Source organism: Amycolatopsis sp. H20-H5, from assembly GCF_035828755.1.
Lineage (GTDB): Bacteria > Actinomycetota > Actinomycetes > Mycobacteriales > Pseudonocardiaceae > Amycolatopsis.
Window position 1 is genome coordinate 113,868 of the sequence record NZ_JAYMZS010000002.1, and the last position, 24,955, is coordinate 138,822.

General features: G+C 69.1%; 20 protein-coding genes and 1 pseudogene. 6 read left to right on the forward strand and 15 right to left on the reverse strand.

Annotation, left to right across the window (positions count from 1 at the left end; all coding sequences use genetic code 11):
• Nucleotides 1-18: 18 nt before the first annotated feature.
• Complete coding sequence (gene pdxR / locus QMK34_RS01600; protein ID WP_326410520.1) at nt 19-1,446, reverse strand: MocR-like pyridoxine biosynthesis transcription factor PdxR; 1,428 nt, start codon at nt 1,444-1,446, stop codon at nt 19-21.
• A gap of 81 nt (nt 1,447-1,527) precedes the next feature.
• On the opposite strand from pdxR, the gene QMK34_RS01605 reads away from it, so the two are divergent.
• Nucleotides 1,528-2,103 carry a TIGR03086 family metal-binding protein gene (locus QMK34_RS01605; RefSeq protein ID WP_326410522.1) on the forward strand — a complete coding sequence of 192 codons (576 nt, stop codon included), beginning with the start codon at nt 1,528-1,530 and terminating at the stop codon, nt 2,101-2,103.
• A 357-nt stretch (nt 2,104-2,460) separates the two neighbouring features.
• On the opposite strand, the gene QMK34_RS01610 is transcribed toward QMK34_RS01605, so the two are convergent.
• Nucleotides 2,461-3,411: a neutral zinc metallopeptidase gene (locus QMK34_RS01610; protein WP_442785079.1), complete on the reverse strand. Its 951-nt coding sequence runs from the start codon at nt 3,409-3,411 to the stop codon at nt 2,461-2,463.
• Nucleotides 3,412-3,667: 256 nt separating this feature from the next.
• Here QMK34_RS01610 and QMK34_RS01615 point away from each other — a divergent pair, with 256 nt between their 5' ends.
• Nucleotides 3,668-5,683 carry a prolyl oligopeptidase family serine peptidase gene (locus QMK34_RS01615; RefSeq protein ID WP_326410524.1) on the forward strand — a complete coding sequence of 672 codons (2,016 nt, stop codon included), beginning with the start codon at nt 3,668-3,670 and terminating at the stop codon, nt 5,681-5,683.
• Nucleotides 5,684-5,776: 93 nt separating this feature from the next.
• Nucleotides 5,777-6,259, forward strand: coding sequence for a hypothetical protein (locus QMK34_RS01620; RefSeq protein WP_326410526.1), 483 nt, complete (start codon nt 5,777-5,779; stop codon nt 6,257-6,259).
• A gap of 228 nt (nt 6,260-6,487) precedes the next feature.
• Here the strand turns inward: QMK34_RS01620 and QMK34_RS01625 are convergent.
• The 3 genes and pseudogenes from QMK34_RS01625 to QMK34_RS01635 all read right to left on the reverse strand — a co-directional run.
• Nucleotides 6,488-11,479 (reverse strand): annotated as a pseudogene (locus QMK34_RS01625) (LAGLIDADG family homing endonuclease); the annotation flags it as partial.
• A 35-nt stretch (nt 11,480-11,514) separates the two neighbouring features.
• Nucleotides 11,515-12,009, reverse strand: a complete 495-nt coding sequence (nrdR, locus tag QMK34_RS01630; protein WP_326410531.1) for a transcriptional regulator NrdR — start codon at nt 12,007-12,009, stop codon at nt 11,515-11,517.
• A 295-nt stretch (nt 12,010-12,304) separates the two neighbouring features.
• Nucleotides 12,305-12,787, reverse strand: coding sequence for a LysM peptidoglycan-binding domain-containing protein (locus QMK34_RS01635; protein WP_326410533.1), 483 nt, complete (start codon nt 12,785-12,787; stop codon nt 12,305-12,307).
• A 279-nt stretch (nt 12,788-13,066) separates the two neighbouring features.
• Here QMK34_RS01635 and lexA point away from each other — a divergent pair, with 279 nt between their 5' ends.
• On the forward strand, nt 13,067-13,783 hold the full coding sequence (gene lexA, locus QMK34_RS01640; protein WP_326410672.1) for a transcriptional repressor LexA: 717 nt from the start codon (nt 13,067-13,069) through the stop codon (nt 13,781-13,783).
• Between the two features lie 54 nt (nt 13,784-13,837).
• Here the strand turns inward: lexA and QMK34_RS01645 are convergent, their stop codons facing one another.
• From QMK34_RS01645 to QMK34_RS01655, 3 genes are read right to left on the reverse strand one after another with little or no spacing between them, the layout of a single operon-like run.
• Nucleotides 13,838-14,887, reverse strand: coding sequence for a hypothetical protein (locus QMK34_RS01645; RefSeq protein ID WP_442785075.1), 1,050 nt, complete (start codon nt 14,885-14,887; stop codon nt 13,838-13,840).
• 38 nt (nt 14,888-14,925) lie between these two features.
• Nucleotides 14,926-16,359, reverse strand: coding sequence for a GTPase HflX (gene hflX, locus QMK34_RS01650; RefSeq protein ID WP_326410540.1), 1,434 nt, complete (start codon nt 16,357-16,359; stop codon nt 14,926-14,928).
• A gap of 43 nt (nt 16,360-16,402) precedes the next feature.
• Nucleotides 16,403-16,903, reverse strand: a complete 501-nt coding sequence (locus QMK34_RS01655; RefSeq protein WP_326410543.1) for an ArsR/SmtB family transcription factor — start codon at nt 16,901-16,903, stop codon at nt 16,403-16,405.
• 72 nt (nt 16,904-16,975) lie between these two features.
• On the opposite strand from QMK34_RS01655, the gene QMK34_RS01660 reads away from it, so the two are divergent.
• The gene (locus QMK34_RS01660; RefSeq protein WP_326410545.1) at nt 16,976-18,235 is read left to right on the forward strand and encodes an MFS transporter; all 1,260 of its coding nucleotides are present in this window, start codon (nt 16,976-16,978) and stop codon (nt 18,233-18,235) included.
• Here the strand turns inward: QMK34_RS01660 and QMK34_RS01665 are convergent.
• The 5 genes from QMK34_RS01665 to QMK34_RS01685 form a co-directional block, all read right to left on the reverse strand.
• Nucleotides 18,219-18,398, reverse strand: coding sequence for a hypothetical protein (locus tag QMK34_RS01665; protein WP_326410547.1), 180 nt, complete (start codon nt 18,396-18,398; stop codon nt 18,219-18,221). The genes QMK34_RS01660 and QMK34_RS01665 overlap by 17 nt on opposite strands.
• A gap of 125 nt (nt 18,399-18,523) precedes the next feature.
• On the reverse strand, nt 18,524-18,661 hold the full coding sequence (locus tag QMK34_RS01670; protein WP_326410549.1) for a hypothetical protein: 138 nt from the start codon (nt 18,659-18,661) through the stop codon (nt 18,524-18,526).
• Nucleotides 18,654-19,481 carry a diaminopimelate epimerase gene (gene dapF / locus QMK34_RS01675; RefSeq protein ID WP_326410550.1) on the reverse strand — a complete coding sequence of 276 codons (828 nt, stop codon included), beginning with the start codon at nt 19,479-19,481 and terminating at the stop codon, nt 18,654-18,656. The genes QMK34_RS01670 and dapF overlap by 8 nt, the downstream gene beginning before the upstream one ends.
• 10 nt (nt 19,482-19,491) lie before the next feature.
• Nucleotides 19,492-20,394, reverse strand: coding sequence for a tRNA (adenosine(37)-N6)-dimethylallyltransferase MiaA (gene miaA / locus QMK34_RS01680; protein WP_326410551.1), 903 nt, complete (start codon nt 20,392-20,394; stop codon nt 19,492-19,494).
• A complete protein-coding gene (locus QMK34_RS01685; protein WP_326410554.1) occupies nt 20,391-21,068 on the reverse strand; it encodes a hypothetical protein in 678 nt (225 codons plus the stop codon). The genes miaA and QMK34_RS01685 overlap by 4 nt, the downstream gene beginning before the upstream one ends.
• A 227-nt stretch (nt 21,069-21,295) precedes the next feature.
• On the opposite strand from QMK34_RS01685, the gene QMK34_RS01690 reads away from it, so the two are divergent.
• A complete protein-coding gene (locus QMK34_RS01690) occupies nt 21,296-22,609 on the forward strand; it encodes a DUF349 domain-containing protein (protein ID WP_326410556.1) in 1,314 nt (437 codons plus the stop codon).
• 359 nt (nt 22,610-22,968) lie between these two features.
• Here the strand turns inward: QMK34_RS01690 and QMK34_RS01695 are convergent, their stop codons facing one another.
• Nucleotides 22,969-23,439: an Rv2732c family membrane protein gene (locus QMK34_RS01695; RefSeq protein ID WP_326410558.1), complete on the reverse strand. Its 471-nt coding sequence runs from the start codon at nt 23,437-23,439 to the stop codon at nt 22,969-22,971.
• Nucleotides 23,436-24,917, reverse strand: coding sequence for a tRNA (N6-isopentenyl adenosine(37)-C2)-methylthiotransferase MiaB (miaB, locus tag QMK34_RS01700; protein WP_326410560.1), 1,482 nt, complete (start codon nt 24,915-24,917; stop codon nt 23,436-23,438). Before miaB ends, QMK34_RS01695 begins: the two co-directional genes overlap by 4 nt.
• Nucleotides 24,918-24,955 lie beyond the last annotated feature (38 nt).

Sequence of the window (24,955 nt, forward strand, 5' to 3'; positions counted from 1 at the left end):
CGTCCGGGTATCACCTGGTCACGCCGTGTCCCGCGGTTCGCCGAACAACGCCCGCAAGCGGGCGAGACCGGGTTCGATCCGGGCGGTGGGCAGCGCGCCGTAGCCGAACACCAGCCCGGCGGGCCGCGGGGTGCGCACGGAGAACCACGAGAGGGGGTAGAGCAGGATGCCCGCGTCGCGCGCGGCTCGGACGACGTCACGCGGATCCCTTGTGGCGTAAGCACTCAGGTGCAGTCCGGCGTCCGACGGGATCGGCTCGAGGACCCCGCCGAAGTCCCGTAGGAGCACCTCCCGGACGAGCTCGTGGCGTTCGCGGTAGGTCTTGCGCATCTTCCTGATGTGGCGGGCGAAACCGCCCTCGTCGATGAACTCCGCGAGTGCCGCCTGCTCCAGGTTCGGGGAATGCCAGGTGCTCAGGTACTTGGCCTTGACCAACGACGGCACCAGGGACGGCGGAGCCACCATGAACCCGAGTCGCAGTGCGGGTGAGAGCACCTTGGAGAACGAGCCGACGTAGACCACGCGGCCGCGGGAATCGAGGCTGTGCAAGGGTTCCAGCGGTCGCCCGGTGTAGCGGAACTCGGTGTCGTAGTCGTCCTCGAGGATCACCGCGTCGTGCCGCGCGGCCCAGTCCAGCAGCTCCAGCCGCCGCTCCAGCGACATCGACGTGCCCAGCGGATAGTGATGCGAAGGTGTGACGTAGACCAGGCGGCACCCGGCCGGGATCTCCGCCACGACGATGCCCTCGCCGTCCATCGGGACGGGCACTGGCCGCACGCCGAGTGTGGTCAGCAGGAGTCTCGGCGGCGGGTAGCCGGGGTCCTCGACGGCGGCGAGATCACCTCGCCGCAGCAGGACCCGCGCCACGAGGTCGATCGTCTGCTGCGCGCCGGAGGTGATCACCACGTCGGCGGCCCCGGCCCGGACGTCGCGGGCGACCCCGACGTGCCGGGCGATCGCCACGCGCAGGCCGGGATGACCCTGCGGGTCACCATAGGTCAGCAGGTCAGCCCGCGAGGCCCGGATCTGCCGCGTCACCAGCCGCCGCCAGGTATCGAACGGGAAGCGGCTCAGATCAGGCACCCCGGCCCGGAAGTCGAACTCGGGCGCGGGGGCGAACGCCGCGGGCAACTCGGGGACGTCATCCCACTCCGCCAGCGGCCGAGCCTCGGTGACGCGGCCGCCGGAGGTGGCGGACTGACGCTCGGACCCCGCCCGGACGAAAGTGCCAGAGCCGACGCGAGCCTGCAGGAAGCCCTCCGCCATGAGCCGGTCGTAGGCGGCACTGACCGTAGTGCGGGAGACGGCGAGCCGCTGCGCGAGCTCCCGGCTGGGCGGCAGCGCCTCCCCCGCCTGAATCCGGCCATCAAGGATAGCCGCCCGGATCTGCCGATAGATCGCGTCCCGGTAACCCCGGCCACGACTGAGGTCAATGTGAATCTCCACCAGACCACTCTAGATTGGCACACCAAAGTCCGCCCAGATTTGGCTCTTCAGGTAAGCCGATCCCACCGCTAGTTTCCCCACATGACCACTTTCGACCTGGACCGCCGCTCACTCGCGGTCCTCGACAAGATCCTCGCCGACATGACCACCGCCGACCTCGGCCGCCCCACACCGTGCACAGGCTGGACCCTCACCGAACTGCTCCGTCACCAGGTCAGCGAGAACCACGGCTTCGCGATCGCCGCACGCGACGGCTCAGCACCAAACTGGGACAGCGCCCAACTCGGCAACAACCCCTACGGCGCCTACACAACCTCGGTCGACGCATACCTGGAAGCCTTCGCCGGCAACGAAGTCCTCGAACGCCAACTCACCATCGGCAAACACGGAACCTTCCCAGGCCAAATAGCCCTGGCAATGCACCTGGTCGACACCATCGCCCACGGCTGGGACCTGGCAAAAACACTCAACGTCCCCTACGAACCCGACACCGAAGCAGTACAAATGGCCCTAAAATTCGCCCAGCAAATCCCCACCAGCCCAACAGACCGACTAAACCAAAAAACCTTCGCCCCAGTAGTAAAAGTACCCAAAAACGCACCAGAACTACACCACCTACTAGGCCTCCTAGGCCGCTCCCCCACCTGGACACCATAACCCACAACCCACCCCAAAAAAACCAACCCACCACCCCACCCCACCACAACCCCACCAACCCACCCCAACCCCAGCCCACCTCAACCACAACCCCAGCCCACCCCAGCCACAGCCGTTTGCCCCAACCACAGCGTCTCCCCGAGCCCTGCGAGGGGAGACTTCACCGCCGCGCGCCCTCTTTCAGGCCCGCCAGGGCCTCCCAACTCGCGACGGCAGGTCGCCCCCCTACAAACAAAAGCCGCACTTGCGTACATGGTCAGGGGCGACCTGGCGGCGCGAGTTTGTAAGCGCGCTGGCCAAAAAACACAGGCTTCTAGCCACACCTCAGGACTAAACCAAAAACCCGCACACCAAAACTCAGGTGACGTCGGCAGCAGAAGCCGCCCAGGTATTACAAGCCGACGGAGACTTACCCGCAAAACCTGCCTTGGCCCACTTCAGCTGGTGCTTACGAGAGCCATGCGTGTCACTGTCATCGGCACGGCCGTAATCGGCCACTGTCGCGTTGGCCAGCGACGTACTGATCGCGCCGCGCCCCGCGGCGGCCGCAATGAACACCGCGCCAAAGCAGTTGGCCTGCAGCTCGATCCGGCGAACAAGTTCCTGATCGGCGGGGCTACTTTCATCATCCGAAGTCATCTTGTCCGCAGAAGCAGAAAGTATGCCACTCTCCCGCTGAACATGGTGCCCGTACTCGTGGGCAATCGTCGCCAAATGCCGCGCACGTTCCTGCCCCGCGTCATCAAGCATCCATTCGGTGGGTGCGTAAATCGTGGTGTCACCACCGCAGTAATACGCGACGGCCTCATCCTTACTGGGCGGCTTCCCACACGCGCTATGGTCGGGCAGCGTCACCTGGACGGTAGCGGAAAGCGCTGGCTCGTTCGCCTTGTCCAGCGCCGGTTTCCAAGCCTCGGCCAGACAATCAACCTCAGCCTTATAGAACGCCGCCAGCTGCTCGGGCGCGCGTCCCAGCGCAGGCAGGCTGCAGGTCACCTCCGTCAGCGTCACCCCGTCGGCCAGCAGCGGGTTGGACGCCAGCTGCGAGGACTCCTTCGGTGCCGGTCGCCCGTCCGTTCCCTTCTCCGACGAGGTGCCCCCGCGCGTCAAGTCCACGCCGCTCGCGGGCAGCGCGTGGCCGCTGACGAGCCGGGTCCCGTGGGTGGTGGCGGCCAGGGTGCCGATGAGCAGGGCACCGGCGAGCAGCACGCCGACCACGGCGCGGCCACCCCAGTCCTGGTGTGGCGGCGGGATCAGCACGGGCGGCGGGGTGGCGGTGAACGCGTAGTCAGGGAGCCGGGCCACCACCGGCGGCGGTGGCGGTGGCCCGGAGGTCTCGAGCCGTTCCGAAGTGGCGCCTTCTTCGGCGGCGCCCTCCACAGAACCGGTCACGTTCTCCCCCACGATCACAGTCCGACGTCGGAGCGAACCCGCCCGAGCGCGCGCCCGTCTCCCCGATCGGGACGCTCCGACCAGCATACGGACGCCCGGCGAGCCCGGGATCACGAAACGAAAACGCCGTCCTACCTCGCCAGGAAGGGGGTGTCCCGGGAAGACTGTCGGGATGAGTGACGACGACCCGTACCTGTGGCTGGAAGACGTGACCGGCGAGCAAGCGCTGGATTGGGTGCGCACGCAGAACGCCGGCACGCTCACCGAGCTGACCGGCGGTGAGCGGTTCGCCGGGTTGCGTGACGAAATCCGCGAGGTGCTCGACGCCGACGACAGGATTCCGTACGTCCGGCGGCGTGGCGAGCACCTTTACAACTTCTGGCAGGACGCGGCACACCCGCGGGGCCTGTGGCGGCGGACCACATTGGAGCAGTACCGGCTGGCCGAGCCCGCGTGGGAGCTCCTGCTCGACGTCGACGCGCTGGCCGAGGCCGAGGGCGAGAACTGGGTCTGGCAGGGCGCGGCCGTGCTGCGGCCCGGGTACCGGCTGGGTCTGGTCGAGCTCTCGCGCGGCGGCGCCGACGCGGTCGTGGTGCGCGAGTTCGACCTCGACGCGCACGAATTCGTCGAGAACGGCTTCACCCTGCCCGAGGCGAAGGCCCGTGTCGGCTGGATCGACGCCGATCGCGTGTACGTCGGCACGGACTTCGGCGAGGGCTCGCTGACGAGTTCCGGCTACCCGCGGATCAGCAAGGAATGGCGTCGCGGCACCCCGCTGAGTGAAGCGGCCGTGGTCTTCGAAGGCAAGCCCGAGGATGTGTCGATCGGCGCGTACCACGACCCGACCGGGGGTTTCGAGCGCGACTTCGTCAGCCGCGCGATCGACTTCTACCGCTCCGAGATGTACCTGCGCACGTCCGAGGGCGGGCTGGCCCGTGTCGACGTCCCCGAGGACGCGAACGCGTCGGTGCACCGCGAATGGCTGCTCGTGCAGACCCGGTCGCCGTGGACGGTCGGTGGCACCGAGTACCCGGCGGGCACGCTGCTCGCGTCGCTGTTCGAGCCGTATATGGCCGGTGAGCGCACGCTGACCACGCTGTTCGCACCCGACCCGCACACCTCGCTCGACTACTGGGCCTGGACCCGCAACCACCTGCTGCTGGCGACCCTGCACGACGTCAAGACCGAACTGCGGGCACTGACCCCCGGCCAGGGCGGCTGGGCCGAGGCCCCGCTGGCCGGGGCCCCGGAGCTGGGCAGCGCGGAGATCACCGGCACCGACCCCGAGGTCAGCGACGAGTACTTCCTCAACACGAGCGGCTACACCGAACCGGCGACGCTGACCTACGGCCACGTCGGCGGCGAGGTAGAGATCCTCAAACAGGCACCCGCGTTCTTCGGCAACGAGGGAATGACGGTCGCGCAGTACTTCGCGACCTCGCTGGACGGCACGAAGATCCCGTACTTCGTGGTGCGGCCGTCGGGCGCCGAAGGAGGCCCGACGCTGATGACCGGCTACGGCGGCTTCGAAATCCCGCTGACCCCGGGCTACAGCGGCGTCAACGGGCGAGGCTGGCTCGCGCGCGGGGGCACCTACGTGGTCGCGAACATCCGCGGCGGCGGCGAGTACGGACCCGAATGGCACACCCAGGCGATCAAGGCCGACCGGCACAAGGTGTACGAGGACTTCGCCGCCGTCGCCGCCGACCTGACCGAGCGCGGCATCACCACACCGGCGCGGCTCGGCATCCAGGGCGGCAGCAACGGCGGGCTGCTGATGGGCGTCATGCTCACCCGCTACCCCGAGCTGTTCGGCGCGATCGTCAGCCAGGTACCCCTGCTGGACATGCGGCGCTACCACAAGCTGCTCGCCGGGGCTTCGTGGATGGCCGAGTACGGCAACCCGGACGACCCGGCGGAATGGGCCCACATCGGCGAGTACTCGCCCTACCAGAACGTCCACAGTGGACGCGACTACCCGCCGTCGCTGTTCGTCACCTCCACCCGCGACGACCGGGTGCACCCCGCTCACGCTCGCAAGATGGTGGCCAGGATGCGCGAACAGGGCCACGACGTCCGCTACCACGAAAACATCGAAGGCGGCCACGGCGCGGCGGCCGACAACGAGCAGCTGGCGTTCAAGTGGGCGCTGGTGTTCGAGTTCCTGTGGGAGCGGCTCACGCGCTGATCCGCACCCGCGCGGATCCACTGACACAGGATGGCAGTGGATCCGCGCGATGCTGGCCCGGACAGCGATTCCCGTCCGAAAGGCCACCATCACATGAGCGACACCACCGGCGCCGGCGACTTCGACTTCTTCGTCGGCGACTGGGACATCACCAACCGGCGGCTGCTCAAGCCACTCACCGGCAGCGACGAATGGGACACCTTCCCGGCGACGTCGCGGAGCCACGGCCTGTTCGAGGGCGCGGGCAACTTCGACGAGTTCAGCTGCCCCGCCCGCGGCTTCCGCGGCATGACCCTGCGCCTCTACGCCCCCGAAACCGGCGAGTGGTCGCTGTACTGGGCCAACAACCGCACCGGCCGGCTGCAGTCCCCCGTCACCGGGCGCTACGCCGACAATGGCGAGGGGGAGGGCGAGGGCGACTTCTACGGCGACGACGAGCACGACGGCACCCCGATCCGCGTGCGCTACCGCTGGACCCGCGTCAGCTCGGGCTCGCCCCGCTGGGAGCAGGCCTACTCGACCGACGGCGAGGCGACCTGGGAGACCAACTGGTTCATGGACTTCACGCGCCGCTGAGCCGGGAGGGAGCCCGCCGGGCCGCGGGCTCCCCCTCCGTCAGCTGCAGCCGGACGTGGAGCCGCAACCTTCACACACGTAGCAGGAACCCGCGGGCCTCATCTTGGTTCCGCAGGTCATGCACAGCGGCGCGTCCGCGGCCTTGCCGAGCTGCAGCTCCACCAGCTCGGCAGTGCTGTGCACGTCCTTGACGTGCTCGCTCCCGGCCGGGCGCGGGGTGCCCGAATCCACGCTCGTGCGGAGCTCTTCGAGGTCGGCCGTGCCGTACTCGGCCTCGACCTGGACGGACCGTTCACCGGCGGTGAAGATCCCGAGCTGGGAACGCGTTTCCACCGGCAGGTAGTCCAGTGCCAGCCTGCGGAACAGGTAGTCCAGCACGCTCGTCGCGATCCGGATGTCCGGATCGTCGGTCATGCCCGCCGGCTCGAAGCGCAGGTTGGAGAACTTGGAGATGTAGAACTCCAGCGGGATCCCGTACTGCAGGCCCACCGAGATCGACATCGAGAACGCGTCCATCACCCCGGCCAGCGTCGAGCCCTGCTTGCCGAGCTTGATGAAGATCTCGCCGAGCCCGTCATCCGGGTACGACCCCGCGTGCAGGTATCCCTCCGCACCGCCGACGGTGAACGAAACCGTCTGGCTGGGCCGTTTCTTGGGCAGGCGTTTGCGCACCGGGCGGTATTCGACGACCGGCTCGGTCTCCGTCTCCTTCTTGCCGGTGGACAGCGGCTGGCCGACCTTGCAGTTGTCCCGGTAGATGGCGAGCGCCTTGAGGCCGAGTTTCCAGCCTTGGTAGTAGATCTCCTCGACCTCGTCGATGGTCGCCGACTCCGGCATGTTCACCGTCTTCGAGATGGCACCGGAGAGGAACGGCTGCACCGCGGCCATCATCCGCACGTGCCCCATCGGCGCGATGGACCGCTCGCCGACCGCGCAGTCGAACACGTCGTAGTGCTCGGGACGCAGGCCAGGCGCGTCGACCACATGCCCGCTCTTCGCGACGTAGTCGACTATCGCTTCGACCTGCTCGTCGGGATAGCCGAGCGCGGACAGCGCGCGCGGGACCGTCTGGTTGACGATCTGCATCGAGCCGCCGCCGACGAGCTTCTTGAACTTCACCAGCGAGAAGTCCGGCTCGATCCCGGTGGTGTCACAGTCCATCATGAAGCCGATGGTGTTGTGACTGACGAATCCGTTCGCGACGTAGGTGACGTTGTCCGGGACGGACAGGTCGAAGGTCGGCTGGACCCCACCGTCCTCATTGGCCGCGACCGGCTCGAACAGGAACCCGAGAGCCCGCCCCAGCCTGGGGTCGCCTGTCTCCCCGAAGATCCGGCGAGCGAGCCTCCGCGTCACGCCACCGTGTTCGCGCAGTGCTTGGACGACGACGGCCCGGTCGGCATGGCCGGAAGGCACCAGCTCGTCCCACACCGATCGCGGGAGGTGGATGTGATCGCCGTTCGCGGAACCGCGGGGCTCGAGAGAAACCAACGCCCTGGCCTTGCGTTCGCTCAGGAAGCCGATGACCTCGTCATAGGCCAGCGCGTGGTCGGCGTTGCGCAGCCGGACCTGGGCGCCGCTGGTCGTCGACGCCATCCCCAGTGACAGCAACAGCCCGCGAACGTCCTCGGCGAACAACCCCGAGACGGTCGAGAGGGCAGGAACACCCTCGGTCACGGTGCCACCGGCCTCGAACAGGCCGCGGAGGAACGCAGCGTAGACGACGGGGTCGTTGGTCTCCCGGATGGCGGCGGGGACCCTCGGCGTCCAGCCCTCACCCGTGTGATCGACCCCGGGGAGATCCTTCGCGAAACCAGCGGCCTGCCACCACGCGGCCAGCCTGACGGACTTCAGCGTCACCTCGTGGTGGCCCTGAACCTGGCGGACAATCGGGTCCAGCCCGAACAGTCCCTTCGCCAGTACCCGCACCCGCTCGACCACGTCGAGGTCGGTGTCCGCGACACGCAGCCGGATCCCCTCGGCGCGCAGACCGCCGTCACCCAGGAAGTAACCGGCCAGCTCGGCCAGCTCCTCGTCGACGGCGTCCGGCACCCGAGCCGCGCCGTCATCGGTGTCGAGCGCCTGGTCGAGCACCGGCAGGGGAACACGCCTGGGCTCGCCGACGAGTCCGCCGAGCTGTAACGGCACCAGGTCACCCTGGCGGATGTCGGCGAGGCGTCGCCACACCCAGGCCCCGATCGCGTCGACCACTTTCACGCGATGCGCCAGGGTGCCCTGGACGCGATAACCGCCCTTGGTCACGATGCGGCGGGTGGGTTCCTCACCGTTGACGAAGAACCTGGTCGCCCGCCGAGGCCCTTCGTCGGTCGAGACGGTGAGCTCGACGTCCTGCCAGCGATCGCCGTAGAGCTCGCCGATCTCGGAGAGCCTGGCCAGCCCTCGATCGGTGGTGACCATGGTGTCCGCGGTCAGGCAGCCCGTCGGCGCCAGGACACTCGCCTGTGCGTTGCGCCAGCCTTGCCGGGCACCGATCTCGTTGCCACGCCGCCATTCCCCGGTGGCGAGGGTGCGCACCGCCGCGTCGTTGGCGTGCAGGGTGCGGAGCTGGTCGTTCGCCGCCGCGTGCTTGCGCATGACACGCTGGTGCGGCTCGGCGTTGCGGGCATAGCCCTCGTAGGGGCCGACCACGCCGGCGAGTTCGGCGGAACGGCGGTACGACACTCCCGACATCAGCGAGGTGATCGAGGCCGCGAGAGCTCGGCCACCCTCGGAGTCGTACGCGTGGCCGAGCGCCATCAGCAGGGCGCCAAGGTTCGCGTAGCCGATGCCGAGCTGGCGGAATTCCCGGGTGGTGTTCCCGATCGCCTCGGTCGGGAAATCGGCGAAACAGATGGAGATGTCCATCGCGGTGATGACGAACTCGACGGCCTTGACGAAGCGCTCCGCGTCGAACTCGCCGTCCTCGGTGACGAACTTCAGCAGGTTCAGCGAGGCGAGGTTGCAACTGGAGTTGTCGAGATGCATGTACTCGCTGCAGTTCGCCACCACCGTTCCGCTCACCACGTACGAGTGGTTGCGCGGCTCGGTGAGATTGAAGGTGGTTTCGAACCCGCGGGAAACCCGGGAGACGAGCCGGACCGTCTCATCGACGGCGTAGTGACCCCGCGCTGCCAGGGTTTCCGTCAGTTTCGCGGCTTTGGCGGCGTGGTCGAATCCGACCAGCTCGGCGAAACTCGCCAGGTGGCGCCCGGCGATCCGGAGCTCGAAACCCGGGCCCTGGGTGTCACGGTGGATGCGGCCACGGACACCCAGGCTCACGAGCAGTTCCTGCACACCGATGAGCAGCTCCTCCGAGCGGCTGCCCAGCCCGAGGTACCGGGCGCCCTCCACAACCTGGTCCACTACCCGGCCGTCCGCGTCGAACAGCCCGCGCAGGAACGCGACCAGCGACTCTTCCGGGGCCTCGTAAATCGACTCGGGAACGACCTTCTCCCCGGAGCCCTCTGTCGAGACGCCCAGCGCGTTCAGCAGAACGCCGAATCGGCCCCGCGTCGACCGCAGCCGGGTCGTCCCGTCGGGCCGGACGCTCGGCAAGTGGTCGAAACCGGTGATCCCGGCCAGCAGGGTCCGGTGCCGGGGCAACAGGTTCTCGCGTTCCCACCCGGTGCCGTACACCGTCACGGCTCCGGAGCCGGTGAGCCGGCCGCCACCCACCAGCCAGCCGAGATAGTGCGCCAGCTCGGGGCTCCATTTCTCCGGAACCCCGTTCAGCGCCACTCCCCGCGCGTTTCGGGCACCCTGGATCGCCGCTGTGGGCAACGCCGCCGACGCGTGCGTCCTGGGCGAGTACTCGACCGAGCGCACCACCTGGTCCGCTTCGACGAGCTGCTCGGCGTGCACCCAGCCCCGGTTCGCGGTCCAGACCCGGTGGCCGGGGGTGCACCGCAGGCGGGAACCGTCCGTGAACCGCAGTTCGACGATCTCGTTGGTCCCGGTGACCAGGTACCGGGTGGGCACGGTCGCGACGACTCCGGGCCGTGGCTTTTCGACGTTCGTGACGTCGTTGGTGTAGACGGCGAAGGTCTCCCCCATCGACGCCCTGCGCACCAGGTCGCCGATGCGGACCAGCCCGGCGTCGGTCACGACCCGCTGGTCGGCGGGGAAGCAGGGATTGGAAGCGGTGATCCGGCCGGACTCGGGGCAGGTGTGCCAGTCGTTGATCGCGCCGTCGTACTGGATGCCGGGGTCTGCGCACTCCCAGGCCGCCGTGGTCAGCGAACGGAAGAGCGTCTTCGCGTCGACGTGGTCGATGACCTCGCCGGTGAGGCGGGCGCGCAGGCCGAACGGGTCGCCGGTCTCGACCGCGCGCATGAACTCGTCCGAGACGCGGACCGAGTTATTGGCGTTCTGGTACTGCACGGAGGCGATGTCCGCGCCGGACAGATCCATGTCGAACCCGGCGTCGCGCAGGACCTTGATCTTCTTCTCTTCGCGGGCCTTGGTCTGGATGAACTCTTCGACGTCGGGGTGGTCGACGTCGAGCACGACCATCTTCGCCGCGCGCCGCGTCGCGCCGCCGGACTTGATCGTGCCCGCCGAGGCGTCGGCGCCGCGCATGAACGAGACCGGGCCGGACGCGGTGCCGCCCGAAGTGAGGAGTTCCTTGGAGGAACGGATGCGGGAGAGGTTCAGCCCGGCGCCGGAACCGCCCTTGAAGATCAGGCCTTCCTCGCGGTACCAGTTGAGGATCGACTCCATCGTGTCGTCGACGGCGAGGATGAAACACGCGCTGACCTGCTGTTTCGACGCTGTCCCGACGTTGAACCATACTGGCGAGTTGAAGCTGAACACCTGGTGCAGCAGCATCCAGGTGAGCTCGTGCTCGAAGATCCCGGCATCGGCCTCGCCCGCGAAGTAACCGTGCTCACGCCCAGCCTTGACGTACGTCTTGACCACGCGGTCGATCAGCTGCCTGAGGCCCGTTTCGCGCTGTGGGGTGCCCACGGCGCCGCGGAAGTACTTGCTGGTGACGATGTTGGTCGCGTTGACGGACCAGAAGTCCGGGAACTCGACGCCGCGCTGCTCGAAGTTCACCGTGCCGTCGCGCCAGTTGGTCATCACGACGTCACGCTGTTCCCAGGTGACCTGCTCGTAGGGGTGCACGCCCTCGGTGGTGAACACCCGGCGCACCGTCAGCCCCGCGGCCTTCTTACCGGCCCCGTCCTGCGCTTTCGCGCCGGCTCCCACGGTCTCTGTCATGGGTTTCCCTCACTCCCACGCGCGGTGGCGGCGCGTCAATCGCCGCCCACGCGTTGCTCGCTCTCATCCGGTCCGGCCGATCCCGCCATGGCCTCACGAAGGTCCGCGATCTCTTTTTCGAAGTCTTCGACCGAGGAAAAGGAGCGATAGACACTGGCGAAGCGGAGGTAGGCGACGCCGTCGAGTTCACGCAGCGGGCCCAGTATCGCCAGGCCGACCTCGTGACTCGGGATCTCCGCCAGACCCGCGGAGCGGATCGATTCCTCCACCCGCTGAGCGAGCTGCTTCAGCGCGTCGTCGTCGACCGGGCGGCCCTGACAGGCCCGCCGTACGCCGCTGACGACCTTGTCCCTGCTGAACTGTTCGGTGACGCCGGACCGCTTGACGACGGCGAGCACCATCGTCTCCGACGTGGTGAACCGCCGGCCGCATTCGGCGCAGGAGCGCCGCCGCCGGATGGCCTGACCTTCGTCCACCTCTCGGGAGTCGACGACCCGAGAGTCCGCATGCCGACAGAACGGACACCTCATCCGCCGATCACCTTCCCCTCCGCGCCGGGCGGGCCCGAGGACACCCACGCCGTCCGCCTCGCCACGCGCGACGCGAACCATGATCATTCTGGTGATCGACATGTGGATATCCGGTGGATGAACACCGACCAGCTGTGGACAACTGGTACAGAGTCTACCCCAACTTGTGGACCAACTACAGCGGTGTAACTACCACATATAGCGGTGGACCTTAGATCGGGTCCGGAGCGCGCGCAAGCGCCGGCGCCGACCGGAAACAGGGCCGCCACAGCGGCGGCCGATCGTGCTCGCACGGTCACCTCGCATCAGCCTGGACCGACGCCGCGACCGGGACCGTGAGCGGCAGTCCGGGCACCAGAACGGCGTCTTGCAGGCCATTGAGCTCTTTGATGCGCGCGACAACCGCGTCAGTGTCGCTCTCCGGCGCGAAACGCGCGGCCAGCTCACTCAACGTCTCCCCCGGGGCGACGGACACCGTCGCCGTCCGCTCGGGCACCTGAGCGCCGGAAACGCCCTGGGAAAGTAGACCCAATCCGGTGATACCCAGACAGATCGCGACCGCGAGCCCGGCGAGCCACGGCCAGCGCACCGGCAGCTTGCGCGGCGCCGGGCACAACGCGACCGCGGGACGACGGCCCGCCACCACATGCGCCCTCGACGGCGGGCGCAGCGTTTCCGCCCGCCTGACCCGCACGGGACGCGCCGGGTGGGCCGGCGGCGCCTGCACCGTGCGAATGGCACGGGAGCGGACCTGCCCGCCTTCGACCAGAATCGACATCACGGAACCTCCTCGCAGTCCTGCTGTCCGCCTGACCGGGCACGGAGCTCCATGCGGCCGCTTCAGGTCGAACAAGCGTTCTATCGAACGCCCGTGCGAATGTGTACCACCCGGCACCGACAAAATCGAGCGACACGGCGTGTCCTTCGAACAGATGTTTGAAAACATCGGCCTGTCGGGCTAACGTCGGTGACCAGGGCATCTGCCGGGCAGGTGCCGCCGGTGAAGCCTGCCGAAAGATCGGCAGGCCCGGCAAACGATCGGCTGGGAGGCAACGCAGTGGCCAAGGAGAGCAAGGCGGGGAACGCGGCGGAGGGCGGCGGCAAGGTGCGAACCTTGCCGGAGGTCCACGACGTCGACGAGACCCTGACCGTGCGGCAGCAGCAGATACTCGACGTGATCAGGGGCTGGGTGACCCGCTTCGGCTACCCGCCCAGTGTGCGCGAGATCGGTGAAGCGGTCGGGCTCACCTCGACGTCCTCGGTGTCGCACCAGCTGCGAGCGCTGCAGCGCAAGGGATACCTGAGGCGGGACGCCAACCGGCCGCGCGCGGTCGGCGTGCTGGCCGCGACCGACGACAACCCCATGGGCATCGAGAGCGAGTTCACCGCTGCGCTGCCGAAGGCCGCGTACGTGCCACTGCTGGGCCGGATCGCGGCCGGTGGGCCGGTGCTGGCCGAGCAGGCGGTGGAAGACGTGTTCCCGCTGCCGCGGGAGATCGTCGGCGAGGGCGAGCTGTTCCTGCTCAAGGTCGCCGGCGACTCGATGATCGACGCGGCCATCACCAACGGCGACTGGGTGGTGGTCCGCCAGCAGCCCACCGCCGACAGCGGTGAGATCGTGGCCGCCATGATCGACGGCGAAGCCACGGTGAAGACGTTCAAGCGCAAGGACGGGCACAACTGGCTGATGCCGCACAACGAGGCGTACGAGCCCATCCCGGGTGACGACGCCACCATCCTCGGCAAGGTCGTGGCCGTACTGCGCCGCCTCTGATCCGGCGAGTGATCCGGCGCGGCCGCGGTCCCCGGCGCGAACAGCGCTCCGGGGTCAGCGGCCGCGGCGGCGCAGCCTGCTGAAACCGAACCAGCCACCGAGCACGACCACGAGTGCGACGCCGACGGCGGGCAGCACGGGGAGCCCGGCCCCGTCCCCGGCCTCGTCTTCGTCGGTGCCATTCGTACCCGCGGTGGACTTGCCCGCCACCGGAGACGAACCATCGGACCGCCCGGCCAGGGCCGCCGCTCCCTTCACCGCCCGAATCGGCTGCCCGACGCCCTCCCCGCCGGACAGCAGGGTTCCGTCGGGTTCGAAGGCGAGTGCCTCGCCCTGCTTTTCACCGGGCAGTGGCACCCGGACGGGCGTCCGCTGCAGCGCGGCCATGATGTCGCCGCCGGAAACGGCATAGAGGTAGGCGTCGGTGTAGGTCCGCAGGGCGATCACGGAGCCGTCGGCGGTGGCAGCCGCGCCCGTCACCAGCACCGAACCGAACGAGCCGATCGGCCCGCCAGGGGTGTCGGTTTCCTTGATGTTCAGCGAGCCGACCTTCTCCAGCGGGGTCGGGCCGGGGCTGGCCAGCGGCCCGGTGGGCCGGTAGACCTTCGCGTCGCCGAGGACGTCCTTGGTGATCAGGTACGGCACGCCCCTGGGGTCCATGATCAGGGCCTCGACGTCGTGCTGTCCGTCGGGATAGGTGAGTCTGTGCAGCGTGGCCTTGCCCGAGGTGCTGAGCTCGATCAGCGCCACCGTGTCGCGTTTCTTGCTGTTGTCACCGGTGTCGGCCAGCCACAGTTTGCCGTCGGCGGTCCTCGCGAGGTCCTCGACGTCATACGGGTCGGTGCCCTGGCTGATCACCTTCTGGACCTTGCAGTCACGGCCGAGGACGAACACCTGGACCTTGCTGCCGCCGTCGTTGATGCCGTACCAGCGCTCGCCGTCGGACACCAGCCCGGACAACTCGCTGATCCGCGGGTCGGTCACCGTGCACAAGGTCTCCGGTGCGGGCACGTCGGCCGCCGACGCGGGCGGGGCGAACCCCAGCACCGCCAGGACAGCCGTACCGGCGATCCATCCCCCTGCGCGCACCCCGTACACCTCCATACTGTGAAGCCCCGACGGCTTCACAGTACGGAGACGTTTCAGAGCGTGGACCCGTTGGTCTCGTAGACGCGCAAAGCCGCCGCGAGATCCGGATGGACGCGAACCCGCAGGCGGGTGCCCTCCTCGACGTGCTCCTCTTCGAGGATCTCGCCGTCGGCGTGCGCCCGCGAGACGAGCTCGCCGTGGTTGTACGGCACCAGCGCCTCGATCACGACCTCCGGCCGGGGCAGCCGGTCGGCGATCACCTCGGCCAGCTCGGTGATCCCCGCGCCGGTCCGGGCGGAGATCAGCACGGCGCCGCTCATCAGGTGCCGCAGGCGGGCCAGCGCGACCTCGTCGGCGGCGTCGGCCTTGTTGATCACGAGCAGCTCCGGCGGGAGCGGCTCTTCACGCTTCTGGGTGATTTCCGCGAGCACCTGACGCACGGCGTGCACCTGGTCCTCGGGTGCCGGGTCCGCGCCGTCCACCACATGGACGAGCAGGTCCGCGCCCGCGGCCTCCTCCAGCGTCGACCGGAAGGCGTCGACCAGCTGGTGCGGCAGGTGCCGGACGAAACCGACCGTGTCGGTCAGCGTGTACGTGCGGCCGTCCGAGGTCTGGGCCCGCCGGGTGGTCGGGTCCAGGGTGGCGAACAACGCGTCGTCGACCAGGACACCGGCGTTGGTCAGCGCGTTGAGCAGGCTCGACTTTCCGGCGTTGGTGTAGCCGACGATCGCGACGCTCGGGACCTCGTTGGTGACACGGCGGTTGCGCTTGGTCTCGCGGATCGTGCCCATCGCGGCGATCTCGCGGCGCAGCTTGGACACGCGCTTGCTGATGCGCCGCCGGTCGGTCTCCAGCTTGGTCTCACCGGGACCACGCAGGCCCACCCCGGCACTGCCGCCACCCGCGCTGCCGCCTGCCTGGCGCGACAGCGCCTCACCCCAGCCTCGCAGGCGCGGGACCAGGTACTGGAGCTGGGCGAGCTCGACCTGCGCCTTGCCCTCCTTGGAACTGGCGTGCTGCGCGAAGATGTCGAGGATCAGGGCGGTCCGGTCGATGACCTTGACCTTCACCTTCTCCTCGAGCTGACGCAGCTGACCCGGCGAAAGCTCGCCGTCGCAGATCACCGTGTCCGCGCCGGTGGCGATCACGACGTCGCGCAGCTCCTTCACCTTGCCGGAGCCGATGTAGGTCGCCGGGTCGGGACGGACCCGCCGCTGGACGAGGCCTTCGAGCACCTCGGAACCGGCCGTCTCGGCCAGCCGGGCGAGCTCGGCGAGGGAGGCCTCGGACTGTGCCGCCGTCCCCTCTGCCCACACGCCGACCAGAACCACGCGCTCCAGGCGCAACTGCCGGTACTCGACTTCGGTGACGTCCGCTAGTTCGGTGGACAGTCCCGCGACGCGGCGAAGTGACGCGCGCTCCTCGAGCGCCATGTCGCCGGCGGAAGGGTCCTCGTCGATCAGGTCTTCGTGGGTAAGTTCTGTCATCGTGCCTCCATGGTCCCACGTTTCGAGGTGGGAGCCGAGTTGTTTACCTGCTGGGGTAGAGCGAGACGTAGACCGCGGTGCGCTCGGCCAGCGGTTCGACGGGCCGCGCGCGGAACTCCTCGAGGAGACCTTCGAGCCGTCCCTTGAACTCTTCGAGCCCGCCGGAACCGACCTGGAGGACGAGCCTCGTCTGCTCGACCCGCTCGAACCGGGTGTCCGCGATTTCGGCCAGGTAGGCCTCGAGCATCGCCTGGTCGACCCCCTGGTCGGGATGCGTGTCGAGCAGCCAGGACAGTCCGGTCGAGAGGTACGGGATCTCCTTCGCGCCGCGCGCTCCGCGCCGGGACGGCTGAGCGGTGAGGAAGCCCGTGTCGACCAGCTTGCGCACGTGGTGCAGGGTCGTCGCCGGGTCGCGGCCGAGGCGTTCGGCGAGCTCCTTGTTGGTCAGGGCTTCGGAAAAGGTCAACCGGATGATGCGCAGCCGTATTCCGGAGGCGAGGGCGGCGGCCTCCGCTTCCGTCGCGCGACGACGTTCAGTGAACACCCCACCAGCCTACGGTTCGGCCCGCGACAAAAGTGATTGACACTTCCCAATCACTCCGGCAGGGTTGGGCTCGTGCGCAGCGACTCCCTGTTCCGCCATGCCGACTTCCGCCGGCTGTGGGCGGGCGACACGGCCAGTCAGTTCGGCGCCGCCATCGGCTGGACGGCGATCCCGCTGCTGGCCGCGACCGTACTCGCCGCCAGCCCGGCCCAGATGGGCCTGCTCACCGCGGCCGAGACCGCGGCATTCCTGCTCATCGGCCTGCCCGCCGGGGTCTGGGTGGACCGCAGGCGCCGCCGTCCCCTCATGCTGCGCGCGGACCTCGCCAGGGCGGCACTCCTGCTGACGGTGCCGATCGCGTGGTGGACGGATCTGCTGACGCTGACCCAGCTCATCGTGGTCGCGCTGCTGACCGGGGTGGCGACCGTGTTCTTCGACGTCGCCTATCAGTCCTACCTGCCGGCGCTGGTCGGCCGCGAGCACCTGGTCGAGGGCAACGCGAAACTGCAGGCCAGCCAGTCGGTCGCCCAGGTCACCGGCCCCGGGATCGGCGGCGCTCTGGTCCAGGCGGCGGGGGCCGCCAACGCGGTGCTGGGCACCGGGCTTGGCTTCCTCGCCTCGGCGTTGTGCCTGATGCGCGTCAAAACCGTCGAGCCCGAGCCCGTGCCGCACGAGAACCCGCGGCTGTGGCCGCAGATCGTGGAAGGTCTGCGGTTCGTCTTCGGCAACCCCAGCCTGCGGGCGATCGTCGCCTGCACGGCCACGGCGAACCTGTTCGGCGGGGCGCTGACCGCGGTCCAGATCCTGTTCCTGACCCGCACCCTCGGGCTGTCCCCCGCCGGGGTCGGGACCCTGCTGGCGTTCGGCGGGGCGGGCAGCGTGCTCGGGGCAGTGTGCTCGGGCTCGCTCACGCGCCGGTTCGGGCAGGCGCGGGCGATCTGGCTCGCCCCCTTGCTGAGCTGGCCCTTCCTGCTGATCATGCCGCTGGCCGAACCCGGGTGGCGGGTCGCGCTGGTCGCGGTGGCGCTGGCGGTCAGCGGCTTCGGCGTCATCGTCTACAACGTCGCACAGGTTTCGTACCGGCAAGCCACCTGCCCGGACCGGCTGCTCGGCCGGATGAACGCGAGCGTGCGGTTCGTCGTCTGGGGCACGATGCCGCTGGGCGGGCTGCTGGGCGGCGCGCTCGGCGGCGCGATCGGCCTGCGGGAGACGGTGTGGGTCGGCGTCGCGGGGCAGGTCGCTTCCGTGCTGTGGGTGCTGTGCTCACCGCTGCGCCGGCTGCGGGACCTGCCCCAGCAGGCGGAGCAAGGGACCTTTACTGCCGCGGAGTGAGGCCGTCGAGGAAGGACTCGAAATCCGCCGCGAGGGCCAGTTCGCTCTCGTCGTCGGCGTCGAACCAGGTGACCGAGGGTTCGCACTGGCGGCCGCGGACCCGGTAGTCGAGCCCGATCCAGGTGTGCCCGTCGCCCGAAAGCAGCAGGATCGGCGAGGGCAACTCCCACTCGTCGATCAGTTACGGCGTGTCGAGCAGGGAAAGTCCTCCGCCGCCGATGCCCAGCACCTCGTCGAACGGGACGTGGTCCTCGCTCCACGAAGTCGGCGTGCCCGTCCGCCACCCGATCACCGCCTGCGGATCCGCAGGAGTTCGAGCAGCGACGCAGGGAGCTTCACGTCCAGCAGGCGTTCAGCGTCACGAACGGACTCCTCGCTCGGCGACGCCCCGGGCCCGTCACGCCAGAATCGCGCGGGGTCAGGCACCGGCGGCGGCCCACCAGCGCTCGTCCAGCTCGCCGCGCGCGACGATCTCGGCAGGGCCGGTCAACGTGGCGGCGCCGCGGTCGATCGTCACCCGCACCTGACCGCCGGGGACGTCGACCGTCGAGAATCCAGTGTCGGTGCCCGCGAAGTGCAGCGCGGCGGCGACCGCGGCGACCGTCCCGGTGCCGCAGGCGCGCGTCTCGCCCACGCCACGCTCGTGCACGCGCATCTTCAGCGCGTCGTCGGCGAGGATGTTGATGAACTCGAGGTTCACCCCCGAGGGAAACACGTCGTGGTCGAAATCGGGCTGGTCACGCAGCTCCAGCTCGGCGACGTCGAAGTCGACGACGGACACCAGGTGCGGGTTGCCGACGTCCACGGACACGCCGGAGAACGGCTGCCCGGCCACCACCGTGACCGAGGTGCCGGTGATCGTCGCCAGTCCCATGTGGACGGTCACGTCCCCGTCGGGGTGCAGCTCGACCGGCCGGTCGCCCGCGCGGGTGCCGATGACGAACCGGCCGCTGTCGACCAGCCCCGCGTCCACCAGGTACCGGACGAACACCCGTACGCCGTTGCCGCACATCTCCGCGATCGAGCCGTCGGCGTTGCGGTAGTCCATGAACCACTCGCCGCCGGAGGTCTCCCCCAGCGCCGAGGACCGCACCACGCGCAGCACGCCGTCTGCGCCGAGGCCGCGCTGCCGGTCGCACAGGGCCGCCACCCTCGCCGGGGTCAGCTCCAGGCGGCCTTCGGGGTCGGGAAGCAACACGAAGTCGTTCTGTGTGCCGTGCCCCTTGAGGAATTCGATACCGCCCATGCACACCAGGTTACTGGTCCAGCACGTCGAGCACGCGCGCGGCCAACTCGTCAGTAGCACCGTCGAACCAGCGGATGCGCGCGTCGCGCCGGAACCAGGAACGCTGCCTGCGCACGAACCTCCGGGTCGCCTGCGCGGTGGCCGCGGCGGCCGCCGCGAAATCGCCTTCGCCGTCGAGCTCGGCCAGCACCTGCTGGTACCCCAGCGCGCGTGCCGCGGTCTTGCCCTCGCGCAGTCCGCGGCCGATCAGTTCGTGGACCTCGTCCACCAGCCCGCCCGCGAACATCAGCTCGACGCGCAGGTCGACCCGCGCGTCCAGCTCGGCGATCTCGCGGTCGACGCCGACCAGCACGGTGCCGTACCTCGCGGGCCCCGGCACCGTGAGGTTCGCGGAAAACGGCTCGCCGGTGATCTCGATGACCTCGAGCGCGCGCACGATCCGGCGGACGTCGGTGGGCAGGATCTTCGCGGCCGCGACCGGGTCCAGCGTCGCCAGGCGCGCGTGCATGGCGGGAGTGCCGAGCTCGGCGGCCTCCTCGCCGAGCCGGGCGCGGATCGCGGGTTCAGTGCCGGGGAACCGCAGGTCGTCGAGCACGGCCTGGACGTAGAGCCCGGATCCGCCGGTGAGCACGGGAACCCGGCCCGCCTCGATGAGCTCCTCTGCACGAAGGCGGGCATCGCGCTGGTAGGCCGCGACCGACGCCGTCTGGGTGACGTCGAGTACGTCGAACAGGTGGTGCGGGACGCCGCGTTTCTCCTCCTCGGTGATCTTCGCCGTGCCGATGTCCATGCCCCGGTACAGCTGCAGGGCGTCGGCGTTGATCACCTCCCCGCCGAGCGCGAGCGCCAGCTCGACGGCCAGTGCGGTCTTGCCCGTCGCCGTCGGCCCGACCACCGCGACCGGCCGGATCACCCGCGCTCCCAGACCGCGACGTGGTAGCCGACGCCGAACGGCGCCGCGGAATACAGCAGCTCGCCGTGCCAGGCGGCGCCCTCGGCGAGTGCTGCCAGAACCTGCCACGGCGCCCGGCCCGCGACGCCGAGCTCGTCGGCGAGCACCGGGTCGAGACCGGCGAGCACCGCGACGTCCGCCTCGGCGAACGCCGTGGCGAGCCGGTCGTCGAACGCCGCGGCGCGGCCGTCGTCCTCCGGCCCGCGACGCCGGGAGCCGTCACCGAGGACCAGCAGCGCTTCGGTGTCACCCAGTCCAGCGGCGAAACGCACACAGTCACCGGGAGTAGCCGCCGGGTCGATGAGGTGCGGGTCGACCTCGGACGCTCCTACGCGCTCGCGCAACCAGGCGGCCACCAGCGCGGGCAGCGGGAGGTCGGCCTCGGCGCCAGGGCTCGCGGCGAGCGACACGCCGACGTTGGCACCGAATCCCCGTAAGGATCCCCTGGCCCGGAGCGGAATCACCGGAGCTCCGGTGGCGGCTCCGACGGCGAGCCAGTGGCCCGAAACCTCGGCCAGGCGGGCCACCGCCGACAAGCAGGCTTCGCGCAGCTCCACGCACTCTCCGACGTCGCCGGCGGCCAGCTCGGGCACCAGCAACGGGGGATGCGGGACGACTACGACACGGCTGATCACGCTGGCCGACGCTACCGGCCACCCGATGGGAGCCGACGAACCGCGTCCTCCGGAAGTAGGATCACTGGCTTCAGGTGTCTCATCGGTGTACCACGGTGGACGCTGAGCTGCTTGAATGCCGCGAGGGGGTCAGTACCCCCTCGCGAACCGAACAACCGCATGACCCGGCCCCGCCGCACTGGCGGGGCGCCCGCCACGGCGGGCGTACAGGCGATAAGGAGCCTGCGATGGCCCAGGAGAACACGTCCACCGGTACCCCGGCGCCGCACCCGGTGCCGCACGCACTCGGTGGCGGCCATGCCGCACCCTCGGTGCCGCTCGCCGAGTCCAGCCCGTCCACGTGGGGACGGATCGACGAGGAGGGCACCGTCTACGTCAAGACGGCCGACGGCGAGCGCGCGGTGGGCGTCTGGCAGGCGGGCAGCCCGGACGAGGGCCTGATCCACTACGCCCGCCGGTTCGACGACCTGCGCACCGAGATCGAGCTGCTGGCCACCCGGCTGGCCTCCGGCGCCGGTGACCCGAAGCACGCGCTCGCGAGCGCCACCCAGATCAAGGACGGCCTGGCCGAAGCCGCCGTCGTCGGTGACCTCGCCGCGCTGGCCGGGCGGATCGACCACGTCCTCGCGCACGCCGAGAAGGCGCTGGTCAGCGCCAAGGCGGAGCGCGAGGAGGCGAGGTCCGCGGCGATCACCCGCAAGCAGGCGCTGGCCGAGGAGGCCGAGACGCTGGCCGCGGAGTCGACGCAGTGGAAGTCCGCCGGTGACCGCCTGCGCACGATCCTGGACGAGTGGAAGACCGTCAAGGGAGTCGACCGCAAGACCGACGACGAGCTGTGGAAGCGGTTCTCGAAGGCGCGTGAGGGGTTCAACCGCCGCCGCGGCTCCCACTTCGCCGAACTCGACAAGCAGCGCGCCGGGGCGAAGAACCGCAAGGAAGAGCTGATCGCCGAAGCGGAGGCCATCGCCGAGTCGGACGACTGGAGCGACACGGCGGGCCGCTACAAAGACCTGATGACGGAGTGGAAGGCCGCCGGACGCGCCCCGAAGGACAGCGACGAAGCCCTCTGGCAGCGATTCCGCGCCGCCCAGGACAAGTTCTTCGCCCGCCGGTCCTCAGTATTCACCGAGCGCGACGCCGAGTTCACCGAAAACGCCGCGAAGAAGGAAGCGCTACTCGTCGATGCGGAGAAGATCGACGCGGCGGCAAACCTGGAAGCCGCCAAGAACCAGCTACGCAAGATCCAAGAGCAGTGGGACGAGATCGGCAAGGTCCCCCGCGAACGAATCCGCGAACTGGACGGCCGCCTCAAAGTAGTCCAGGACGCGATAAAGTCCGCGGAAGACAGCAAGTGGCGCCGCACGGACCCCGAAGCCCAAGCACGCGCGGCCCAGTTCCGCGAGCGAGTAGAGCAATTCGAGTCCCAGGCGACAAAAGCCCGAGCAGCAGGCGACGACCGCCGAGCAAAAAAGGCAGAAGCCCAAGCAGCCCAATGGCGCGAATGGCTAGAAGCCGCCGAAGCCGCAATAGCCGACCGCTAAAAACCAAAAACCAAAACAAGAAACAACAAAACAAGCAAAGCCTCTGAAGGCCACCATGAGGGACTCTAACGCCCTCATGGTGGCCTTCAGAGGCTTTAAACCATCAACAAAAACCCACCCACAACACCAACAACAAAAAACCAACAACAGCAGTCCGCCCCAACCACAGCGTCTCCCCGAGCCCTGCGAGGGGAGACTTCACCGCCGCGCGCCCTCTTTCGCGGCCGCCAGGCCGCCCCAACTCGCGACGGTAGGTCGCCCCCCTACAAGCAAAAGCCGCACTTACGCTGGGAGTCAGGGGCGATCTGGCGGCGCGAGTTCGTGAGCGCGCTGGCCAAAAAACACAGGACTAAACCACATCAGGCCCGGGAAAAAGCGGTCCGCATCCAGTTGACGGCAAGCACGATCATGGCCACCCACGCGATCACCATCCCGTACCCAGGCCCGGCCCCCACGGCACCCCCGGCGTGAGAAGACTGCTGAGACCAAATAGACAACAGCCCGTCAACAGTCGCGAACCATCCACCGGCGGCACAAACCCAAGCCAGCCACCACCGCCGACTGGCCAGCGCGAGCGCCGACGCCACCACCCCGATCCCGGTGGAGGTGGCCGCGAAAAGCTGTGGAATCCCGCCACCTTGGCCGAGTAGGACCTGCCAGCCGGCGTGGTCGCCGACCCAAGGCAAGATCTGGGCCACGAGCAGCACGAACGTGAGCACGGCGATGGTGAACCCGCGCCTGCCGAGTTCAACGGTCTTCGACGCCCGCGCGCCGACCTCGTTGATCTCGGCGGCGAGCTGGTCCACCGCGTTGCCTGCGGGCTCGGTCACAGCGAACACCCTTCCACCGGGGCGGTTGCGACGGCGGGGGCGCCGAAAGCGGGCAGCCCGAGCGTCACGCCCTTGGTCTTCGGCCGGACACCGGCCTCGGAGTTGTCACCTGCCGCCGTCCGCCGGTGGGACCGCACGTCCCCGTCGGCGACCAGGTGGTGCGGAGCGCCGTAAGTCACCACGGTCTCGACGACGTCGCCAGGCCGGATGAGCCTGTCGATCGCGGGACCACTCGGCACGAAGTGGACCAGCCTGCCGTCGCGGGCGCGGCCGCTCATGCGGTGTGTTTCGGCGTCCTTGCGGCCTTCACCGGAGGCGACGAGCAGCTCGACCTTGCGGCCGATGACCTTCTTGTTCTCGTCCCATGAGATCTGGTTCTGCAGCTCGACCAGGCGTTCGTAGCGTTCCTGCACGACCTGTTTGGTCAGCTGCCCTGCCATCTCGGCGGCGGGCGTCCCGGGCCGCTTCGAGTACTGGAAGGTGAAGGCGCTGGAGAACCGGGCCTCGCGCACGACGTCGAGCGTCGCCTGGAAGTCCTCTTCGGTCTCGCCGGGGAAGCCGACGATGATGTCGGTGGTGATCGCCGCGTCGGGCATCGTCTCGCGGACTCGCTCGATGATCTTGAGGAACTTCGCGGAGCGGTAGGACCGCTTCATCTCGCGCAGGACCTTGTCCGAGCCGGACTGCAGCGGCATGTGCAGGGAGTGGCACACGTTCGGGGTCTCGGCCATCGCGTCGATGACGTCGTCGGTGAACGACGCCGGGTGCGGCGAGGTGAACCGGACGCGCTCCAGGCCGTCGACCGAGCCGCACGCGCGCAGCAGCTTCCCGAAGGCCAGCCTGTCACCGAACTCGACGCCGTAGGAGTTGACGTTCTGGCCGAGCAGGGTCACCTCGAGCACGCCCTCGTCGACCAGCGCGCCGACCTCGGCCAGTATCTCGCCGGGACGGCGGTCGCGTTCCTTGCCGCGCAGCGCGGGGACGATGCAGAAGGTGCAGGTGTTGTTGCAGCCCACCGAGATCGACACCCAGCCCGCGTACGCGGACTCGCGGCGCGCGGGCAGTGTCGAGGGGAAGGTCTCCAGCGATTCGAGGATCTCGACCTGGGCTTCGGAGTTGTGCCGCGCGCGTTCCAGCAGCGTGGGCAGCGAGCCGATGTTGTGGGTGCCGAACACGACGTCGACCCAGGGCGCGCGCTTGACGATCTCGCCGCGGTCTTTCTGGGCGAGGCAGCCGCCGACGGCGATCTGCAGGTCGGGGTTGGCCAGCTTCTCGGGGCGGATGTGACCGAGCGTGCCGTACAGCTTGTTGTCGGCGTTCTCCCGGACCGCGCAGGTGTTGAACACGATCAGGTCGGGGGCACTCTTGATGGCCACCGGAACGTAGCCCGCGTCCTCCAGCTGCCCGGCGAGGCGCTCGGAGTCGTGCACGTTCATCTGGCAGCCGAAGGTGCGGATCTGGTAAGTACGCGCATTCATCTCGCGCTCGAGGGTACGCGGCCGGGCTGGTCTGGCAC